The following is a 15,187-nucleotide window of genomic DNA, read 5'->3' as shown; positions in this document are numbered from 1 at the left end:
CAGGCTCCCCGTTGATATGGAGGGAGCCCCCTGGGCGCCCTCCTTGCCTATGCTGAGTGTGGATCCACTCGCAGCCCGGAGGTACCCGATGGCACGCTTCGCTCAGCCACTAATTCTGCTCCCTGCGGCGTTGCTGCTGGGGGCCTCCCCCGTCATGGCCGACCGGGTCAGTGTCCTGGTGCTCGATGCCTCGGGCTCCATGTGGAATCGCATGGAGGGGAATAGCACCCGCATCGAGGTGGCCCGGGACGTTATCGATGAGTATCTGCAGGGTCGCAATCCCGAACTCCCGCTGAGCGTACTGGCGTATGGACACAACCGTCGCGGGGACTGCGGCGATATCGAGGTCATCGCCACCATGGAGCACCAGCGTGCCGAGACCCTGGCCAAGCAGATCCGTGCATTGAATCCCCAGGGCATGACACCCATCGCCGAGAGCCTGGCGCTGGCCGCCGAGCAGATCCCGCGCACCGCCGAGGCCGCCGATATCATTCTGGTGACCGATGGCCTGGAGACCTGCGACGGCGACCCCTGTGCCGTGGCGGCGCGGCTCGCCGAACAGGGTTTGGCGATTCGCGCCCATGTGGTGGGCTTCGGGCTCAGCGACGAAGAGATCCAGCAGCTCTCATGCGTGACCGGCCAGACCGGAGGCGAGCTCTTCCAGACCCACTCCGGCGCCGAACTGGCAAGCGCCCTCTCTCGGGTGGAGGAGGTCGCCGCCGAGCCAGCGCCCGAACCCGCACCGGAACCAGCACCGGACCCCGTGCCCACCGCCGAGCTGGCCACAGCCGACACGGCGCCCGCAGGCTCGGTGATCGAGGTCGAATGGGAGGGACCCGACAACCCCCGGGACTACATCACCATCGTCGAGGCCGGCGCCCCCGAGGGGAGCTATCTCGACTACACCCGCACCAACCAGGGGTCACCGCTGACGATCACCGCTCCGGATGCACTGGGCAGCTACGAGATCCGCTACGTGCATCAACAGAGTGGCGATACCCTGGCAACTCACCCGGTGACCCTGACCCCGGTGGAGGCCAGTCTTGACGCCCCCGATGAGGCCGTGGCGGGTTCGGTGATCGAGGTCAAATGGGAGGGGCCCGACAACCCCCGGGACTACATCACCATCGTCGAGGCCGGTGCTCCCGAGGGGAGCTATCTCGACTACACCCGCACCAATCAGGGATCACCACTGAGGATCACCGCCCCGGATGCACTGGGCAACCACGAGATCCGCTACGTGATCCAGCAGTCAAAGCGCACCCTTGCCAGTCAACCGATCACTCTTACGCCGGCCTCCGCCAGCATCACGGCTGCCGACGAGGCCGTGGCGGGCTCGGTGATCGAGGTCGAGTGGGAGGGGCCCGACAACCCCCGGGACTACATCACCATCGTCGAGGCCGGTGCCCCCGAGGGGAGCTATCTCGACTACACCCGCACCAACCAGGGATCGCCACTGACGATCACCGCCCCGGATGCGCTGGGCAACCACGAGATCCGCTACGTGATCCAGCAGTCCAAGCGCACCCTTGCCAGCCAGCCGATCACTCTCGTGCCCGCAAGGGCGCAACTGATGGTCAACGACCCCATTCTGCCGAGCGGCAGGTTTCAGGTGGAGTGGATAGGCCCGGACAACCCCCGTGACTACATCACCATCGTCGAGGCTGGTGCCCCCGAGGGGAGCTATACCGACTATGTGCGGACCAGCAGAGGCTCGCCAGTCACCCTCGACGCTCCCGCCGAGCCGGGCGAGTACGAGGTGCGCTATGTGATTCAGCAGTCGGGAAGAACCCTGGCCAGCCTACCGGTCAGCGTGGGCGCCGGCGAGGTCAGCCTGGCCATCGAGGGGAGCCCCGAGGCCGGAGGGGTGATCAAGGTGAACTGGCAGGGCCCGGGGCGCTACGAGGACGTTATCCAGATCGTGGCGGCCGATGCCCCCGATGATGCCAAGGCCATCCGCGAGGCACGCGCCAGCCAGGGCAGTCCGCTGCAGCTGTTCGCCCCATCGACAGCGGGCAGCTACGAGCTGCGCTACACGGCCAGTGACAGCGGGGAGGTGCTGGAGCGCCACTCCTTCGAGATAAAGTAGATAGATCGAATGCCCCGAATTACGAAAGGCACAGCCCCCTCTACAGCCCCCGGCGAAGAAAGGGGGCTGTAGAGGGGGCTGTAGTAGCTGTAGTGGTGTAGTAAAGGGACCTGACCAGGAGGCTAGCGCGCGGAGTGCTCGCGCACGGCGTCGAGATCCCACGCCTTGAGCAATGACACCGCCGGCTTCTCCGACGCCAACCCGCTGCCGTTGACCTGCATCAGAATGCGCCCATCCATCAGGAAGGAGGCCTCGGCGCTGCCGTTATCGGCGTCCCACTTGAGGATGGCCGACTCACGCCCGATGCGAATACGCTCCATATCGGGCTGGGCGGCGATCAGCGCCGGATTGCTGAACATCGCCGACATGGCCTGAATCATCGGATTGTCGATCATCAGTTGAGCGGTCAGCCGACCCTCTCCCCCCTCCTGCCGATACTCCCGCTCCAGCATGCTGCCTCTGCCCCCGAACATCGCCGCCCCGCCACCGCCACTGGTGCTGACCTCGGCGGCGTTCCACCCTTCGGGAGGATCGGGAAAGGTCTCGGCGATTCGCGCCGACATCAGCTTGCGGATATCGCTGATGGCGAACTCAAGCTCGGTGATCGCCGCGCCATACTCCTCTTCCTGGTAGAGCTCCAGGCCCAGCTCGATCTGCTCCGTGACCTCATCGGCCTGGGCCTGCGTCGCCCAGCCACTCAGGCTCAGCGCACCTGCTGCAAAGAGTGCCATGCTGCGTTTCATATTGGTTTCCTCGTCCATGCGGGGTCCATGCTATCGATATTGAAGGTAGCTCACCCCCGACTCGATGACCGCCTGCCTCGACGGACGCTGGCGGGTGGTCGCCTATCGGCAGAAGGCGACGGCGGGTATCATGCCTGCCCTCGTCCACCATCGCGGGAGGTCCCATGCCCATCCTCAACGCCATCGTTCATCGCATCGAGAAGAGCGGTGACACCCCGCCCCGCCTGCTGCCGGCAAGCGCCCCCCTGCCCGAGTCGGAGGCCCTGGAGGCCATGCTCGAGGGGCTGACCCGCGCCTACCACGCCAAGAACAAGGCGTGGGGCCACTTCGCGGAGAGCGACCAGGTCGATGAGGGTGATGCCGGCGCCTCGGCGCTGGCGACGGAGCTTGCCGCCTACCTCGAGGAGCAGCGCGACTTCGTTGTCTTGACACGCGGCCTCGCCGAACGCCTCGCCAGGCTGCTGGATGCGCACCTCTCCGTTTCCGGTGACCTGATGGTGCTGGACACGCGCTTCGGCGATGCTCGCTTCCTGACCCTGGCCCTGCTGCACCATCGCGAGGGGTTCACCATCGACGACGACCTGCAGCCGACGCCGGCGCGCCAGCTCAACCTGACCCAGATGAGCCTGGCCGCCCGGCTCGATATCAGCCAGTGGCAGCGCGGCGACTCCCGACAGTACCTCTCCTGGACCCGCGAGCGCGGCGGCAAGGCGCTGGCCGAGGGCTTCGCGGCCCTGCTGGGTGCCGTGGAGGGCGTCGATGCCCCGGGGGAGACCCGCACCCTGCTCAAGGCCTTCAGCGACTATGTGGAGCAAGAGGACCTGCCCGAAGAGAGCAGCCGTGAGAAGACCGAGACCCTGGTGGACTATGCCAGCGAGCAGGCCAGCCGGGGCGAGCCGATCACCCTGGAGGAGCTCTCGGGGCTGCTCGACGAGCAGCAGCCGAAGGCCTTCTACGACCATATCCGCAACGCCGACTATGGGCTGTCGCCGGAGATCCCCCCGGATCGCAAGACCCTGAACCAGTTCAAGCGCTTTACCGGGCGCGCCGGCGGCGTCTCGATCAGCTTCGACTCCCATCTGCTGGGCTCCAGCGTCGAGTACGACGAGACAGGCGACCGGCTGATCATCAAGCAGGTGCCCAAGCAGCTCAAGGAGCAGCTCAAGGGTCAGGGCTAGGGAGGCTGTGATGTCGTCACGTCCCGACCCTCGCGTACTGCTGCGCCTGCTGGGCCTGCTGGCCCCCTACCGATGGCGCCTGCTGCTCGCCGCCCTGGCCCTGCTGCTGGCCTCGGGCAGCGTGCTGCTGCTGGGCCAGGGGCTGCGCCTGGTGATCGACCGCGGTTTCATGGATGCCGACAGCGCCGCCCTGGGACGCACCCTGGGCATGATGCTGGTCGTGGTCACGGTGCTGGCGATGGCCTCGGCACTACGCTACTACCTGGTGTCCTGGATCGGTGAGCGGCTGGCCGCGGACCTGCGCCGTCGGGTCTTCGACCACCTGTTGACCCTGGAGCCCGGCTTCTTCGAGAGTGCCCAGGCACCGGGCCAGGCCGCCGGCGAGATCACCTCGCGACTCACCGCCGATACCAGCGTGCTGCAGAGCCTGTTCGGCTCTTCGATCTCCCTGGCCCTGCGCAACCTGCTGATGCTGATCGGTGCCGTCATGCTGATGCTGGCGACCCAGCCATGGCTGTCGGCCATCGTGTTGGTGGGCATCCCGGCCACGGTGCTACCGATTCTATGGTTCGGCAGGCGGGTGCGGGGGCTCTCGCGGGCCAGCCAGGACCGGGTGGCCGAACTCGGCCGCTATGCCGACGAGGCGCTCTCCGGCATCCGTACCATCCAGGCCTTCACCCATGAGCGGCTCGATCGGCGCGACTATGCGGGCCGCGTCGAAGAGGCCTTTGCCAGCGCCATCGCGCGCACCCGCCAACGCGCCTGGCTGACCGGCATCGCCATGCTGGTGGTCTTTGCGGCGGTGGGCATCATGCTATGGCAGGGCGGACTGGCGGTGCTCGACGGTGAGATGAGCGCCGGCGAGCTCTCGGCCTTCGTCTTCTATGCCGTCCTGGCGGCCGGCGCTGTGGCCACACTCGCCGAGGTGGCCGGCGATGTGCAACGCGCCGCGGGGGCCGCCGAGCGACTGCTGGAGCTGCTCGACACCCGCCCTGTCATCGCACCACCGAGTCGGCCGACACCCCTGCCTCGGCCACTGGCCGGGGAGATTCGCCTGGAGGGAGTGAGCTTCACCTATCCGGGCCGGGAGACCCCGGCGCTCGAGGCCATCGACCTGACCATCCGCCCGGGCGAGCGGGTGGCGCTGGTCGGCCCCTCGGGTGCCGGCAAGAGCACCCTGCTCGCGCTGCTGCTGCGCTTCCATGACCCGGACCGCGGCACCCTGCGCCTCGACGGCATCGACCTTCGCGACCTGGCCCCCTTCGAGCTGCGTTCGGCCCTGGGCCTGGTGGCCCAGGAGCCGGTGCTGTTTACCGGCAGCGTGGCCGACAACCTGCGTTACGGGGACCCCGATGCCTCTAACCAGGCCCTGCGCAAGGCGACCGAGGCGGCCAATGCCCTGGCCTTTATCGAGGCGCTACCCAGGGGCTTCGACACCCCGCTGGGGCCCGGGTGCGTGCAGCTCTCCGGCGGCCAACGCCAGCGCCTGGCGATTGCCCGGGCGCTGCTCAAGGATCCCCGAGTGCTGTTGCTGGACGAGGCGACCAGCGCCCTGGATGCCGAGAGCGAGCGGCTGGTGCAGCAGGCCCTGGACCGGCTGATGGTGGGGCGCACGAGCCTGGTGATCGCTCATCGCCTGGCCACGGTGGTCGCCGCCGACCGACTCCTGGTGATCGACGAGGGGCACCTGGTGGCCGCCGGTAGCCATGACCAGCTGCTCGACACGAGCCCGCTCTACCGCCGCCTGGCCGAGCTGCAGTTCGGACGGCAGGCAGCCCGGCAGTGACGTGACGCTCTTGCAGGTCTAGCCAAACAGGCCGAGCTGACGATCGATCAGTGTGCTGAAGTCATCGCCGACGAAGGCGAGGATGGCATCCGCCACCGGCTGCAGCTGACGACCCAGGTAGTGGTCGATATCGATCGGTGAGTACCACTCCTCCAACGGCTCGGGGCCCGCCACCGTCATCACATAGCGTATCCAGCCACCGCGCTGATAACGACGCGGCCGGCCCAGCCGGTCGTTGGCTTCATCGGCCAGACGTGCCGCCCTGACATGGGGCGGCACATTGCGTTGGTACTCATCGAGACCTCGACGCAAGCGCTTGCGATAGACCAGCCGCTCATCCAGTGACTCCCCCTGAGCCTTTTCGATAAAGGTGTTCACGTAGTCGCGCAGATAGTCCCGGTAGGGTTCCCGCCGAAAGACACGCCGGTAGAGCTCACGCTGGAACTGCTGGGCCAGGGGCGTCCAGTCGCTTCGCACCGTCTCCATCCCCTTGAAGATCACCCGCTCCTCGCCCGATGGCTCACGTACCAGGCCGGCGTAGCGCTTCTTGCTGCCTACCTCGGCCCCGCGGATCCTGGGCATCAGAAAGCGTCGAAAGTGTGCCTCAAGCTGAAGCTCCAGCGCACTGGTCAGGCCATGCTCGACCCGCAGATGTTCCCGCCACCAAGCGTTGATATGGGCAGCGAGTCGTCGACCGATTTCTGCCGCTTCCTCTTCTTCATGGGGCCGCCCGAGCCATACGAAGGTGGAGTCGGTGTCCCCATAGATCACGCGATACCCCTCGGCCTCGATCAGCTCCCGGGTGCGGAGCATGATGGCGTGGCCGCGCATGGTGATCGACGAGGCGAGGCGCCTATCGAAGAAACGACAGCCCTTCGAACCCAGCACACCGTAGAAGCTGTTCATGATGATCTTGAGTGCCTGGGAGAGCGGTGCATTCCCCCCCGCCTTGGCCTCTTCGCGGCCGGCCCATACCCTCTCGACCATGGCCGGCAGCGCATGCCGGGTACGAGAGAAGCGCGCCCCTCGAAAGCCCGGCACGGAAGCCGCGTCTGTCGGCTCGGCCAGTCCCTCGACCAGCCCCGCCGGGTCGATCAGAAAGCTACGGATAATCGACGGATAGAGGCTCTTGAAATCCAGCACCAGTACCGAATCGTAGAGCCCGGGGCGTGAATCCATGACAAATCCCCCGGGACTCTCGGCGACGTCTCCCTCGCCAAGATTGGGGGCCACCCACCCCAGGCGATGCAGGCGTGGCAGATAGAGATGGGTGAAGGCCGCTACCGAACCCCCGCTACGGTCGGCAGAAAGCCCGGTTACCGACGCTCGCTCGAGCAGGAAATCCAGCAGCTCGGTTCTCTCAAAAATACGCGTGACCAGCTCACAGTCCTTGAGGTTATAGCGGGCAAGGGCGGGCTTGTCCTCGGCGAACATCCGTAGAATCCCCTCCAGCCGCCGATAGGGATCCTCGATCGCCTTGCCCTCACCGAGCAGCGTCTGCGCCACGCTCTCCAGGCTGAATGAAGGGAAGCTCCAGGTGGCCGAGCGCAGCGCCTCGATGCCGTCGATGATCAGGCGCCCCTCGGCGGAGGCGAAGAAGTGGTGAGGCTGATAGCCGTGCGCTCGCCATGCCATCTCGCTGCCACCTCGCCCGAGCCTTAGCGGCACACCCAGCCGCTCGGCATGCTCACGCAGCACCCGCAGATCGAACTGCACCAGATTCCAGCCGATGATGGCGTCGGGGTCATGCTCGGCAAACCAGGCATTGAGACACTGGAGAAGCTCGCGCCGAGATTCACAGTAGTCGAGCCGGAAGTCGAGCTCTCCCGTCGTTCCACTGGGGGGGCCCAACATGAAGACCTGACGCTGCCCACACCCTTCGAGAGCAATGGAGTAGAGCTCCCCCTGGCCACTGGTCTCGATATCCAGCGAGACCGTACGCAGCCGGGGGCGATAGTGTGGCGACGGTCGCAGCCGTGCCTCGACCCATTCACCCTCCCCGCCGGTCACGCCGCCAACCTCCACCGGTGCGGTAATGAACCGCTCCATCAGGTAACGCTCGGACGGAAGAATGTCCGCCTCGTACACACTGACACCGGCCTCCTCCAGGCGACGTACCAGCGCCAGCAGCCGACGATACTGCCGAGCGTAGAGGCCAACCACCGGGCGGTGCTGGAAGTCCTTGAGCTTGAGCTCACGCAGCTGCACGCCCTTCTCCCGCCCCACGACACGCTCGGCAAGGGTCACATGCTCCTTCGGCAGGAAGGCCACCCCCGTCTGGCGCGGCAGCGAGACCCGCAGCGGGCCCTCATCCGTGGCCAGCCACAGCCATACGTCTATTCCCTCGGGGGTGTCCTGCCAGTGGCGGCTGAGAATAAAGCCTTGATGGGTCGACAAGGGTCCTACCCCAGTTCGCTCAGCTGGCGCACACCTGCCGCCGAATCGGCCAGTATCAGCCAGGCCGAGACAGCGATATTCGCCGCGACACATGCCCACAGAATGCGACCGAAGGGTTGCTTACGGGTCTTGTGTCGAAACCAGTGACGCCCCAGCAAGGCACCCGGCCAACCGCCCACCAGGGCAACGAGATGCAGCGTCGACTCGCGGATGCGCCGCCAGTTCCGGCGCGCCGCGACCTTGTCGATCCCATAGAGACACAGGGCCAGCAGACTGGCCAGGATGTAGCCCCATAACAGCGGCGTCATGAGGTTGGCACCGCAACGACCAGGTCGGGAGCAAAGAGCGGCGGGTCGAACTCTCCCGGGTAGCCGCCTGGGTTGGCGATAACGCGGGTCCCCGCGATTTCGATATCGACCGGCTCGTGGACGTGGCCGTGGATCCAGAGGTCCATGCGCCCCATCAGCTCGGGCAGGTGAGACGCGAAGGCCGGCGAGGCCGCATCGCCCCGATAGCCGGGCGGAATGCACTCGGCCAGCGGCGCATGGTGGCTGATCACCACCCGGGGGCCGCCGAAGGGCTCGGCGAGCGCCGACTCCAGCCAGCCCCGCGCCTTGGCATGCAGGCGGCGGCTCTCCGCCGGGGTGAACACCACTCCGTTCGGCTGCTCGACGATGCGAAAGTCCGGCATAAAGGCCAGTACCCTCTCCTCGGTAAGCGCCGGGTCGTGATCGGGCTCGCCGGCATAGAGGTCGAAGTCGGTCCACAGGGTGGTGCCATAGAAGCGCACGCCGTCCAGGGTCAGTGAGCGGTTGTCGAGCAGGTGGATGCCGAGCCTGGTCGCCTCGTCGGCCAGCTCCCGGCGAAGCACCGGCATGCGGGTCCGGTAGAACTCATGGTTGCCGGGGACATAGAGAATCGGCGTGCCGGCGAAGCGCTCGGCCGCCCACTCGAGCCCTCGGGTCCTGCGCGAGATATCACCGGCCAGAATCACCGCGTCGCACTCCACATCCGGCAGCTCTCGCCCTTCATCGAAGCACTCGAGGTGCAGATCGGAGAGTATCCTCAATCGCATGGTTCAGATCCCTTTACGGCAAGCCATTGGTGACAGTGTGATGAAGACTTCTAGAGAAGGCTATGCGCCCAGACGAAGGCTATCCGTCATAGTGCACCGCCAGCCAGATGGTCGTCTGCTCCGGATCCGACCACGTCACGCGGTGTCGGCAGTGTGCCGGAATCACCAGATGATCGCCCGGGCCGAGCTCTCGCTCCTCGCCCGTCGCGAAGGCCAGCACCGCACGCCCCTGCAGCACCGCTACCCACTCGTGCTGGGGCTGATCGTACCATCCCTCTTCAGGCGAACTGTGACCGCGCGAGACGATGCGCTCGATGCGCACCCCCTGGCCGGCGGCCAGCTCATCGAACTGCTCTTCCTGCATTGTGTCCGATATCGACGCGAACAGATTTTCCAACATGCCATGCTCTCCTTTTGAGGTGCCACACTCGATTTCTCATTAGCCGGCAGTATCCATCCTCCATCTACCCCACTTCCATGCTCTCACTTTCTATCCTCTTTCTATCCAATATGGGCAAGAGGAAATTTGTCCCGGTTGACGCCCTTCCGTACACTTGTTTGATCCCTCTACCCCTCTGAAGACTAGCCGAGGCATGACTCATGGCGTTTGATTCCACTTCCACCTATGTAGCCACCGAGGCACTCAAGCAGGCGGTCAACGCCGCGGTGACCCTGGAGCGCCCGCTGCTGATCAAGGGCGAGCCCGGCACCGGCAAGACCCTGCTCGCCGAGGAGCTGGCGGCCTCGCTGGGCACCGAGCTGCACACCTGGCATATCAAGTCCTCCACCAAGGCCGCCCAGGGGCTCTACGAGTACGATGCGGTAAGCCGCCTGCGTGACTCCCAGCTGGGCGTCGAGGGCGTGGAGAACGTCGCCAACTACATCAAGCCCGGCAAGCTGTGGGACGCCTTTACCGCCGACAAGCGGGTGGTACTGCTGATCGACGAGATCGACAAGGCGGACATCGAGTTCCCCAACGATCTGCTCCAGGAGCTGGATCGCATGGAGTTCCATGTCTACGAGACCGGCGAGACCATCACCGCCCGCCACCGGCCGATCATCATCATCACCTCCAACAACGAGAAGGAGCTGCCCGACGCCTTCCTGCGCCGCTGCTTCTTCCACTACATCGAGTTTCCCGACCGCGACACCATGCAGGCGATCGTCGATGTGCACTTCCCCGATATCGCCCCGAAGCTGGTCAGCGAGGCACTGGAGGTGTTCTTCGACCTGCGTCAGGCCCCGGGCCTCAAGAAGAAGCCCTCCACCTCGGAGCTGGTCGACTGGCTGAAGCTGCTGATGAGCGACGAGCTGGCCCGCGAATCGCTCTATCAGCGTGACCCGGTCAAGGCGATCCCGCCGCTGGCAGGCGCGCTGGTCAAGAACGAACAGGATACCCAGTTACTGGAGCGGTTGGCCTTCATGATGCGCCGCCAGGGCAACCAGAGGCGCTGAACCATGTTTATCGGCCTGTTCGAGACCCTCAAGCGTGCCGGCGTCCCGGTATCGCTGCGCGAATTGCTCGACCTCCATGCGGTGGTGGAACGCGGCGTGGTCTTCGCCGACATGGAGGCGTTCTACCAGATTGCCCGCACCGTGATGGTCAAGGATGAGCGCCACTTCGACCGCTTCGATCGCGCCTTCGCCGCCTGGTTCGAAGGTCTCGAGAACCTCGACGCCGCCATCGAGGCGCTGATCCCCGATGACTGGCTGCGCCGCGAGTTCGAGAAGCAGCTCTCCGATGAGGAGAAGGCCCAAATCGAATCTCTGGGCGGCCTCGAGCAACTGATCGAGACCTTCAAGAAGCGTCTCGAGGAGCAACAGGAGCGCCATGCGGGCGGCAACAAGTGGATCGGTACCGGCGGCACCAGCCCCTTCGGCGCCTACGGCTATAACCCGGAGGGAATTCGCATCGGCCAGGATGGCTCCCGCCATCGGCGTGCGGCCAAGGTGTGGGATGAGCGCCGCTTCCGCGACTACGACGACTCCCTGGAGCTTGGCACGCGCAATACCAAGATGGCGCTGCGCCGGCTCAGGAAGTTCGCGCGCCAGGGGGCCGCGGAGGAGTTCGATGTCGATGCCACCATACGCGAAACCGCCCGGGATGCCGGCCTGCTCAATGTGCAGATGCGCCCCGAGCGCCATAACGCGGTGAAGGTGTTGCTGCTGCTCGATGTGGGCGGCTCCATGGACGATCATATCCGCACCTGCGAGGAGCTGTTCTCTGCGGCCCGCTCGGAGTTCAAGCATCTGGAAGCCTACTACTTCCATAACTGCATCTACGAGGGGGTGTGGCGCAGCAGTGCCGGCACCCAGACTCGCCGCCATGCCGAACGCCTCCCGACCATGGAATTGCTGCACACCTATGGCGATGACTATCAGGTGGTAATCGTCGGCGATGCGGCCATGTCCCCCTACGAGATCACCCATCCCGGCGGAAGCGTGGAGCACTTCAATGACGAGGCCGGCGCGGTGTGGCTGAAGCGCGTGATCGACAAGTTCCCACGTCTGGTGTGGCTCAACCCCATGCCACGTCATAGCTGGGACTTTACCCACTCCACCCGGCTGATCCGTCAGCTGCTCGAGGATCGCATGTACCCCATGACCCTCGAGGGGCTGGAGGGCGCCATGCGGGAGCTGGCCAAATAGCCCATAAGGGCTATAAACCCATTTAATAGCCTTTACGGGCTATAAACTGGCGACATAGCCACAGGCGGCTATACTGAGACGCATGCTCAAGGAGTGACTGCGTGTTCGAGAAGACCGCCCCGACCCAACGCATCGCCGTGCTGACCGGCGACGTGGTCGACTCACGCAAGGTGAGCGACCGCCGTCGCCTCTATCGCCTCCTGGACGACAGCCTGCAGCGCCTGGCCAGACACCAGCAGGGTCATGCCGAGCGTTTTCGCGGCGATGGATTCCAGGTCGCCCTGCCCCAGGCTCGGCATGCCATGACGGCGGCCATCGCCCTGCGTGCGGCGCTGATCGAACACTCCGAACCCGATCAACGCTGGGATGCCCGTATCGCGGTGGCCGTGGGGCCGGCCAGATGGCACGCCGACCTGCGCATCGCCGAGGCCGATGACGCCCCCTTCGTCGCCTCGGGGCGCCGACTGGATCGCCTGGGAGAGGGCGACGAGCATCTCGCGCTGACACTACTCGACGACCCTGACGATGGCAGCCTGGCGTTGCTGATGCGCTTCCTCGATGATCTGCTCGCTGGCTGGTCCCCCTATTCGGCGGAGGTGGTCCAGCTGAGCCTCGAGCGGACCCTGTCCCAGCAAGCCATGGCGACGCATCTCGGCATCAGCCAGCCCAGCGTTTACAAACGCCTGAAGGCGGCACGCTGGCCCCTGCTCAGCGATACCCTCGCCTATCTAGAGACCCGCCTGGCCGACAAGGACGCTGGCTCATCATGACACCGAACGAACTCTCGCTGCTGCTGGGCCTGGTGCTTGCCCATCTGGTCGGCGACTTCCTGCTGCAGCCGCGTCACTGGGTCGAAGAGCGCTTTCGGCTACGCCACCGCTCACGCCATCTCTACTATCACAGTGTCGTGCATGGGGGACTCACCGCCCTGGTGCTGCTTGTCGCAAGCCTCTTGCTGCCTGACTCGCCGGGGCCGGCAGGGGTGCTCGTCGGCGCCCTGGGGGTAGGAGTCAGCCACTGGATAATCGACCTGATGAAGGCCCGGCTACCCGGCACCTTACGCTGGTTCCTGCTCGATCAGGCGCTGCACCTGGGCGTGCTCATCCTGATCTGGCTGGCCTGGCTCGGCAGCATGGCGCCGCTGGAAGTCCTCGGTTCCTGGCTGCTCTCGCCCGGGGTTCTGGGCGTGGCGGCGGCCTACCTGATCGTGACGCGCCCCCTGTCGTTTGCCATCGCCATGGTGTTGACGCCCTGGAGCCGCCAGATCGAGGAGACCGGTACGCTGGACCAGGCCGGGGCACACATCGGCATGCTCGAGCGCCTGCTGGTGCTCTCCCTGGTGCTGCTGGATCAGCTCGCCGCCGTGGGCTTTCTGCTCGCGGCCAAGTCGGTATTGCGCTACGGCGACCTGCGTGAGGCGGGGGATCGCAAGCTGACCGAATACGTGCTGCTGGGCACCCTGGTCAGCGTTGCCACGACGCTGGTGCTGGGACTGACGCTGCGACTTCTGCTATCCAGCCCCACATAGGGAGTGCGATTCGACGATGGCATTGAGATCACCGCCATCACCGATAAAGCGGGCTCTCACCGAAGATGGTACCGGGACCACCGCTATTGCCAATCAGGCACTCAGGGCGCCGACCTCCTCCTCCTGAAGGCTGCGCATATGACCATCACGCTCCACCGCCATATGCCATGACAGCGCCTGCTCCAGGCAGTGCGGCGTATGGCCACCGCGTCGGCAGGCCTCCTCGAAGTAGCGACGCAACGCCGAACGATAGAGCGGGTCGGCGCACTGCTCGATCACCCTGACCGCACGCTCCCTGGGCGCCAGCCCACGCAGATCGGCCAAACCATGCTCGGTCACCAGGATATCGACGTCGTGCTCGGTATGGTCCACATGGCTGGCGAAGGGGACCACACTGGAGAGATCACCCCCCTTGGCCACCGACTTGGTGATGAAGATCGAGAGCTGGGCGTTGCGGGCGAAGTCGCCCGAGCCGCCGATGCCGTTCATCATCTTCGTCCCCCCCACATGGGTGGAGTTGACGTTGCCGTAGATATCCACCTCGAGGGCGGTGTTGATCGCGATGATGCCCAGACGACGCACGATCCCCGGATGGTTGGAGAGCTCCTGGGGACGCAGGATCAGGCGGTCGCGATAGTCATCCAGACGAGGCCACACCCGCTCGCCACAGGCCTCAGAGAGGGTGATGGAGCAGCCGGAGGCGTAATCGAGCTTGCCCGAGTCGAGCAGGTCGAAGGTCGAGTCCTGAAGCACCTCGGAGTACATGGTCAGATGCTCGAAGGGCCCCTCGGCAAGCCCGGTCATCACCGCATTGGCCATGGTGCCGATGCCGGCCTGCAGGGGCAGCAGCGAGGGCGTCAGTCGTCCGATCCTGACCTCGTCGGAGAAGAAGCTGATCAGATGATCGGCGATTCGCTGCGTATCGACATCCGGCGGCAGCACCGTGGAGGGACTGTCCTTGCCCTTCGTCACCACGATGGCGGCGATCTTCTGCGGGTCGATCGGGATATAGGGGGAGCCGATGCGCGAGTCCGGCGCCACCACGGGAATCGGCGTGCGCGTGGGCCGCACCTGGGGGATATAGATATCGTGAAGCCCCTCGAGCTCAGCGGGAGCGTCGAGATTGAGCTCGATGATCACCTTGTCGGCGAGGATCGCGTAACTGGCGGAGTTGCCCACCGAGGAGGTGGGCACGATGCCGCCCTCCTCGGTGATGGCACAGGCCTCCACCACCGCCACGTCAATCTCGGCCAGCTGACGATTGCGCAGCAGCTCCACGGTCTCGGAGAGGTGTTGGTCGATAAACATCACCTCGCCGGCATTGATGGCCCGGCGCAGGGTGGCATCGACCTGAAACGGCATGCGCCGCGACAGCACCTTGGCCTCGGTCAGCACCTTGTCGAGGTCATTGCCCAGCGATGCGCCGGTCATCAGGGTAACCGAGAGCGGACTCCGTGCGGCACGCTCGGCCAGGGCACGCGGCACCTCCTTGGCCTCACCGGCCCGGGTAAAGCCGCTCATGCCCACCGTCATGCCATCCTCGATCAAGGCCGCGGCCTGCTCCGCGGTACGCTGCTTGTCCTGCCAGCCGGCCCAGCGGCAACGCGCCGCGATCGAACTTGTGTCGCTCTTATCCAAGATCATCTCCTTTTACGGTCGGCATGGAGGCCAAAAGACAGAATGGATCATGTCATGATGCTTACATGCTTTTATTTAGCACGCTAGTTGTAAGAACAGTCAAT

13 protein-coding genes are annotated in these 15,187 nt (G+C 65.4%); 7 read left to right on the top strand and 6 right to left on the bottom strand.

The window, feature by feature from the left end; genetic code table 11:
* Positions 1 to 88: 88 nt before the first annotated feature.
* Complete coding sequence (locus RM463_RS06305; RefSeq protein WP_311429411.1) at positions 89 to 2,089, top strand: VWA domain-containing protein; 2,001 nt, start codon at positions 89 to 91, stop codon at positions 2,087 to 2,089.
* Between the two features lie 122 nt (positions 2,090 to 2,211).
* Here RM463_RS06305 and RM463_RS06300 read toward each other — a convergent pair whose 3' ends face one another.
* Positions 2,212 to 2,832 (bottom strand): hypothetical protein, encoded by a 621-nt coding sequence (locus RM463_RS06300; RefSeq protein ID WP_311429410.1) that lies wholly within the window; start codon positions 2,830 to 2,832, stop codon positions 2,212 to 2,214.
* 164 nt (positions 2,833 to 2,996) lie between these two features.
* On the opposite strand from RM463_RS06300, the gene RM463_RS06295 reads away from it, so the two are divergent.
* Both RM463_RS06295 and RM463_RS06290 read left to right on the top strand, forming a co-directional pair.
* Positions 2,997 to 4,010 carry a nucleoid-associated protein gene (locus RM463_RS06295; RefSeq protein ID WP_311429409.1) on the top strand — a complete coding sequence of 338 codons (1,014 nt, stop codon included), beginning with the start codon at positions 2,997 to 2,999 and terminating at the stop codon, positions 4,008 to 4,010.
* A 10-nt stretch (positions 4,011 to 4,020) separates the two neighbouring features.
* Positions 4,021 to 5,796, top strand: coding sequence for an ABC transporter transmembrane domain-containing protein (locus RM463_RS06290; RefSeq protein ID WP_311429408.1), 1,776 nt, complete (start codon positions 4,021 to 4,023; stop codon positions 5,794 to 5,796).
* Positions 5,797 to 5,814: 18 nt separating this feature from the next.
* Here RM463_RS06290 and RM463_RS06285 read toward each other — a convergent pair whose 3' ends face one another.
* The 4 genes from RM463_RS06285 to RM463_RS06270 all read right to left on the bottom strand — a co-directional run bounded on the left by RM463_RS06285 (position 5,815) and on the right by RM463_RS06270 (position 9,668).
* On the bottom strand, positions 5,815 to 8,193 hold the full coding sequence (locus RM463_RS06285) for a DNA polymerase II (protein WP_311429407.1): 2,379 nt from the start codon (positions 8,191 to 8,193) through the stop codon (positions 5,815 to 5,817).
* A gap of 5 nt (positions 8,194 to 8,198) precedes the next feature.
* Positions 8,199 to 8,501 carry a DUF1294 domain-containing protein gene (locus tag RM463_RS06280; protein ID WP_311429406.1) on the bottom strand — a complete coding sequence of 101 codons (303 nt, stop codon included), beginning with the start codon at positions 8,499 to 8,501 and terminating at the stop codon, positions 8,199 to 8,201.
* Complete coding sequence (locus RM463_RS06275) at positions 8,498 to 9,268, bottom strand: metallophosphoesterase family protein (protein WP_311429405.1); 771 nt, start codon at positions 9,266 to 9,268, stop codon at positions 8,498 to 8,500. The genes RM463_RS06280 and RM463_RS06275 overlap by 4 nt, the downstream gene beginning before the upstream one ends.
* Positions 9,269 to 9,347: 79 nt before the next feature.
* Complete coding sequence (locus RM463_RS06270) at positions 9,348 to 9,668, bottom strand: cupin domain-containing protein (protein WP_195687660.1); 321 nt, start codon at positions 9,666 to 9,668, stop codon at positions 9,348 to 9,350.
* Positions 9,669 to 9,868: 200 nt separating this feature from the next.
* Between RM463_RS06270 and RM463_RS06265 the strand changes: the two genes are divergently transcribed.
* From RM463_RS06265 to RM463_RS06250, 4 genes are all read left to right on the top strand, one after another.
* On the top strand, positions 9,869 to 10,723 hold the full coding sequence (locus RM463_RS06265) for a MoxR family ATPase (RefSeq protein WP_311429404.1): 855 nt from the start codon (positions 9,869 to 9,871) through the stop codon (positions 10,721 to 10,723).
* A gap of 3 nt (positions 10,724 to 10,726) precedes the next feature.
* A complete protein-coding gene (locus RM463_RS06260) occupies positions 10,727 to 11,917 on the top strand; it encodes a VWA domain-containing protein (RefSeq protein WP_311429403.1) in 1,191 nt (396 codons plus the stop codon).
* Between the two features lie 101 nt (positions 11,918 to 12,018).
* Positions 12,019 to 12,687 (top strand): hypothetical protein, encoded by a 669-nt coding sequence (locus RM463_RS06255; RefSeq protein WP_311429402.1) that lies wholly within the window; start codon positions 12,019 to 12,021, stop codon positions 12,685 to 12,687.
* Positions 12,684 to 13,445, top strand: a complete 762-nt coding sequence (locus RM463_RS06250) for a DUF3307 domain-containing protein (RefSeq protein WP_311429401.1) — start codon at positions 12,684 to 12,686, stop codon at positions 13,443 to 13,445. The genes RM463_RS06255 and RM463_RS06250 overlap by 4 nt, the downstream gene beginning before the upstream one ends.
* Positions 13,446 to 13,538: 93 nt before the next feature.
* On the opposite strand, the gene RM463_RS06245 is transcribed toward RM463_RS06250, so the two are convergent.
* Positions 13,539 to 15,083, bottom strand: coding sequence for an acetyl-CoA hydrolase/transferase family protein (locus RM463_RS06245; RefSeq protein WP_409228281.1), 1,545 nt, complete (start codon positions 15,081 to 15,083; stop codon positions 13,539 to 13,541).
* Positions 15,084 to 15,187: the final 104 nt, after the last annotated feature.

It is taken from the genome of Halomonas sp. LES1, assembly GCF_031846005.1.
In the GTDB taxonomy this organism is placed as follows: domain Bacteria; phylum Pseudomonadota; class Gammaproteobacteria; order Pseudomonadales; family Halomonadaceae; genus Halomonas.
The sequence above is the reverse complement of the archived record's forward strand: the minus strand, read 5'-3'. Positions and strand labels throughout refer to the sequence as shown.

Coding starts and splice junctions, on each gene's coding strand:
- RM463_RS06305 (WP_311429411.1), top strand. CDS start 89: ATGGCACGCTTCGCTCAGCCACTAATTCTGCTCCCTGCGGCGTTGCTG.
- RM463_RS06300 (WP_311429410.1), bottom strand. CDS start 2,832: ATGAAACGCAGCATGGCACTCTTTGCAGCAGGTGCGCTGAGCCTGAGT.
- RM463_RS06295 (WP_311429409.1), top strand. CDS start 2,997: ATGCCCATCCTCAACGCCATCGTTCATCGCATCGAGAAGAGCGGTGAC.
- RM463_RS06290 (WP_311429408.1), top strand. CDS start 4,021: ATGTCGTCACGTCCCGACCCTCGCGTACTGCTGCGCCTGCTGGGCCTG.
- RM463_RS06280 (WP_311429406.1), bottom strand. CDS start 8,501: ATGACGCCGCTGTTATGGGGCTACATCCTGGCCAGTCTGCTGGCCCTG.
- RM463_RS06275 (WP_311429405.1), bottom strand. CDS start 9,268: ATGCGATTGAGGATACTCTCCGATCTGCACCTCGAGTGCTTCGATGAA.
- RM463_RS06270 (WP_195687660.1), bottom strand. CDS start 9,668: ATGTTGGAAAATCTGTTCGCGTCGATATCGGACACAATGCAGGAAGAG.
- RM463_RS06265 (WP_311429404.1), top strand. CDS start 9,869: ATGGCGTTTGATTCCACTTCCACCTATGTAGCCACCGAGGCACTCAAG.
- RM463_RS06260 (WP_311429403.1), top strand. CDS start 10,727: ATGTTTATCGGCCTGTTCGAGACCCTCAAGCGTGCCGGCGTCCCGGTA.
- RM463_RS06250 (WP_311429401.1), top strand. CDS start 12,684: ATGACACCGAACGAACTCTCGCTGCTGCTGGGCCTGGTGCTTGCCCAT.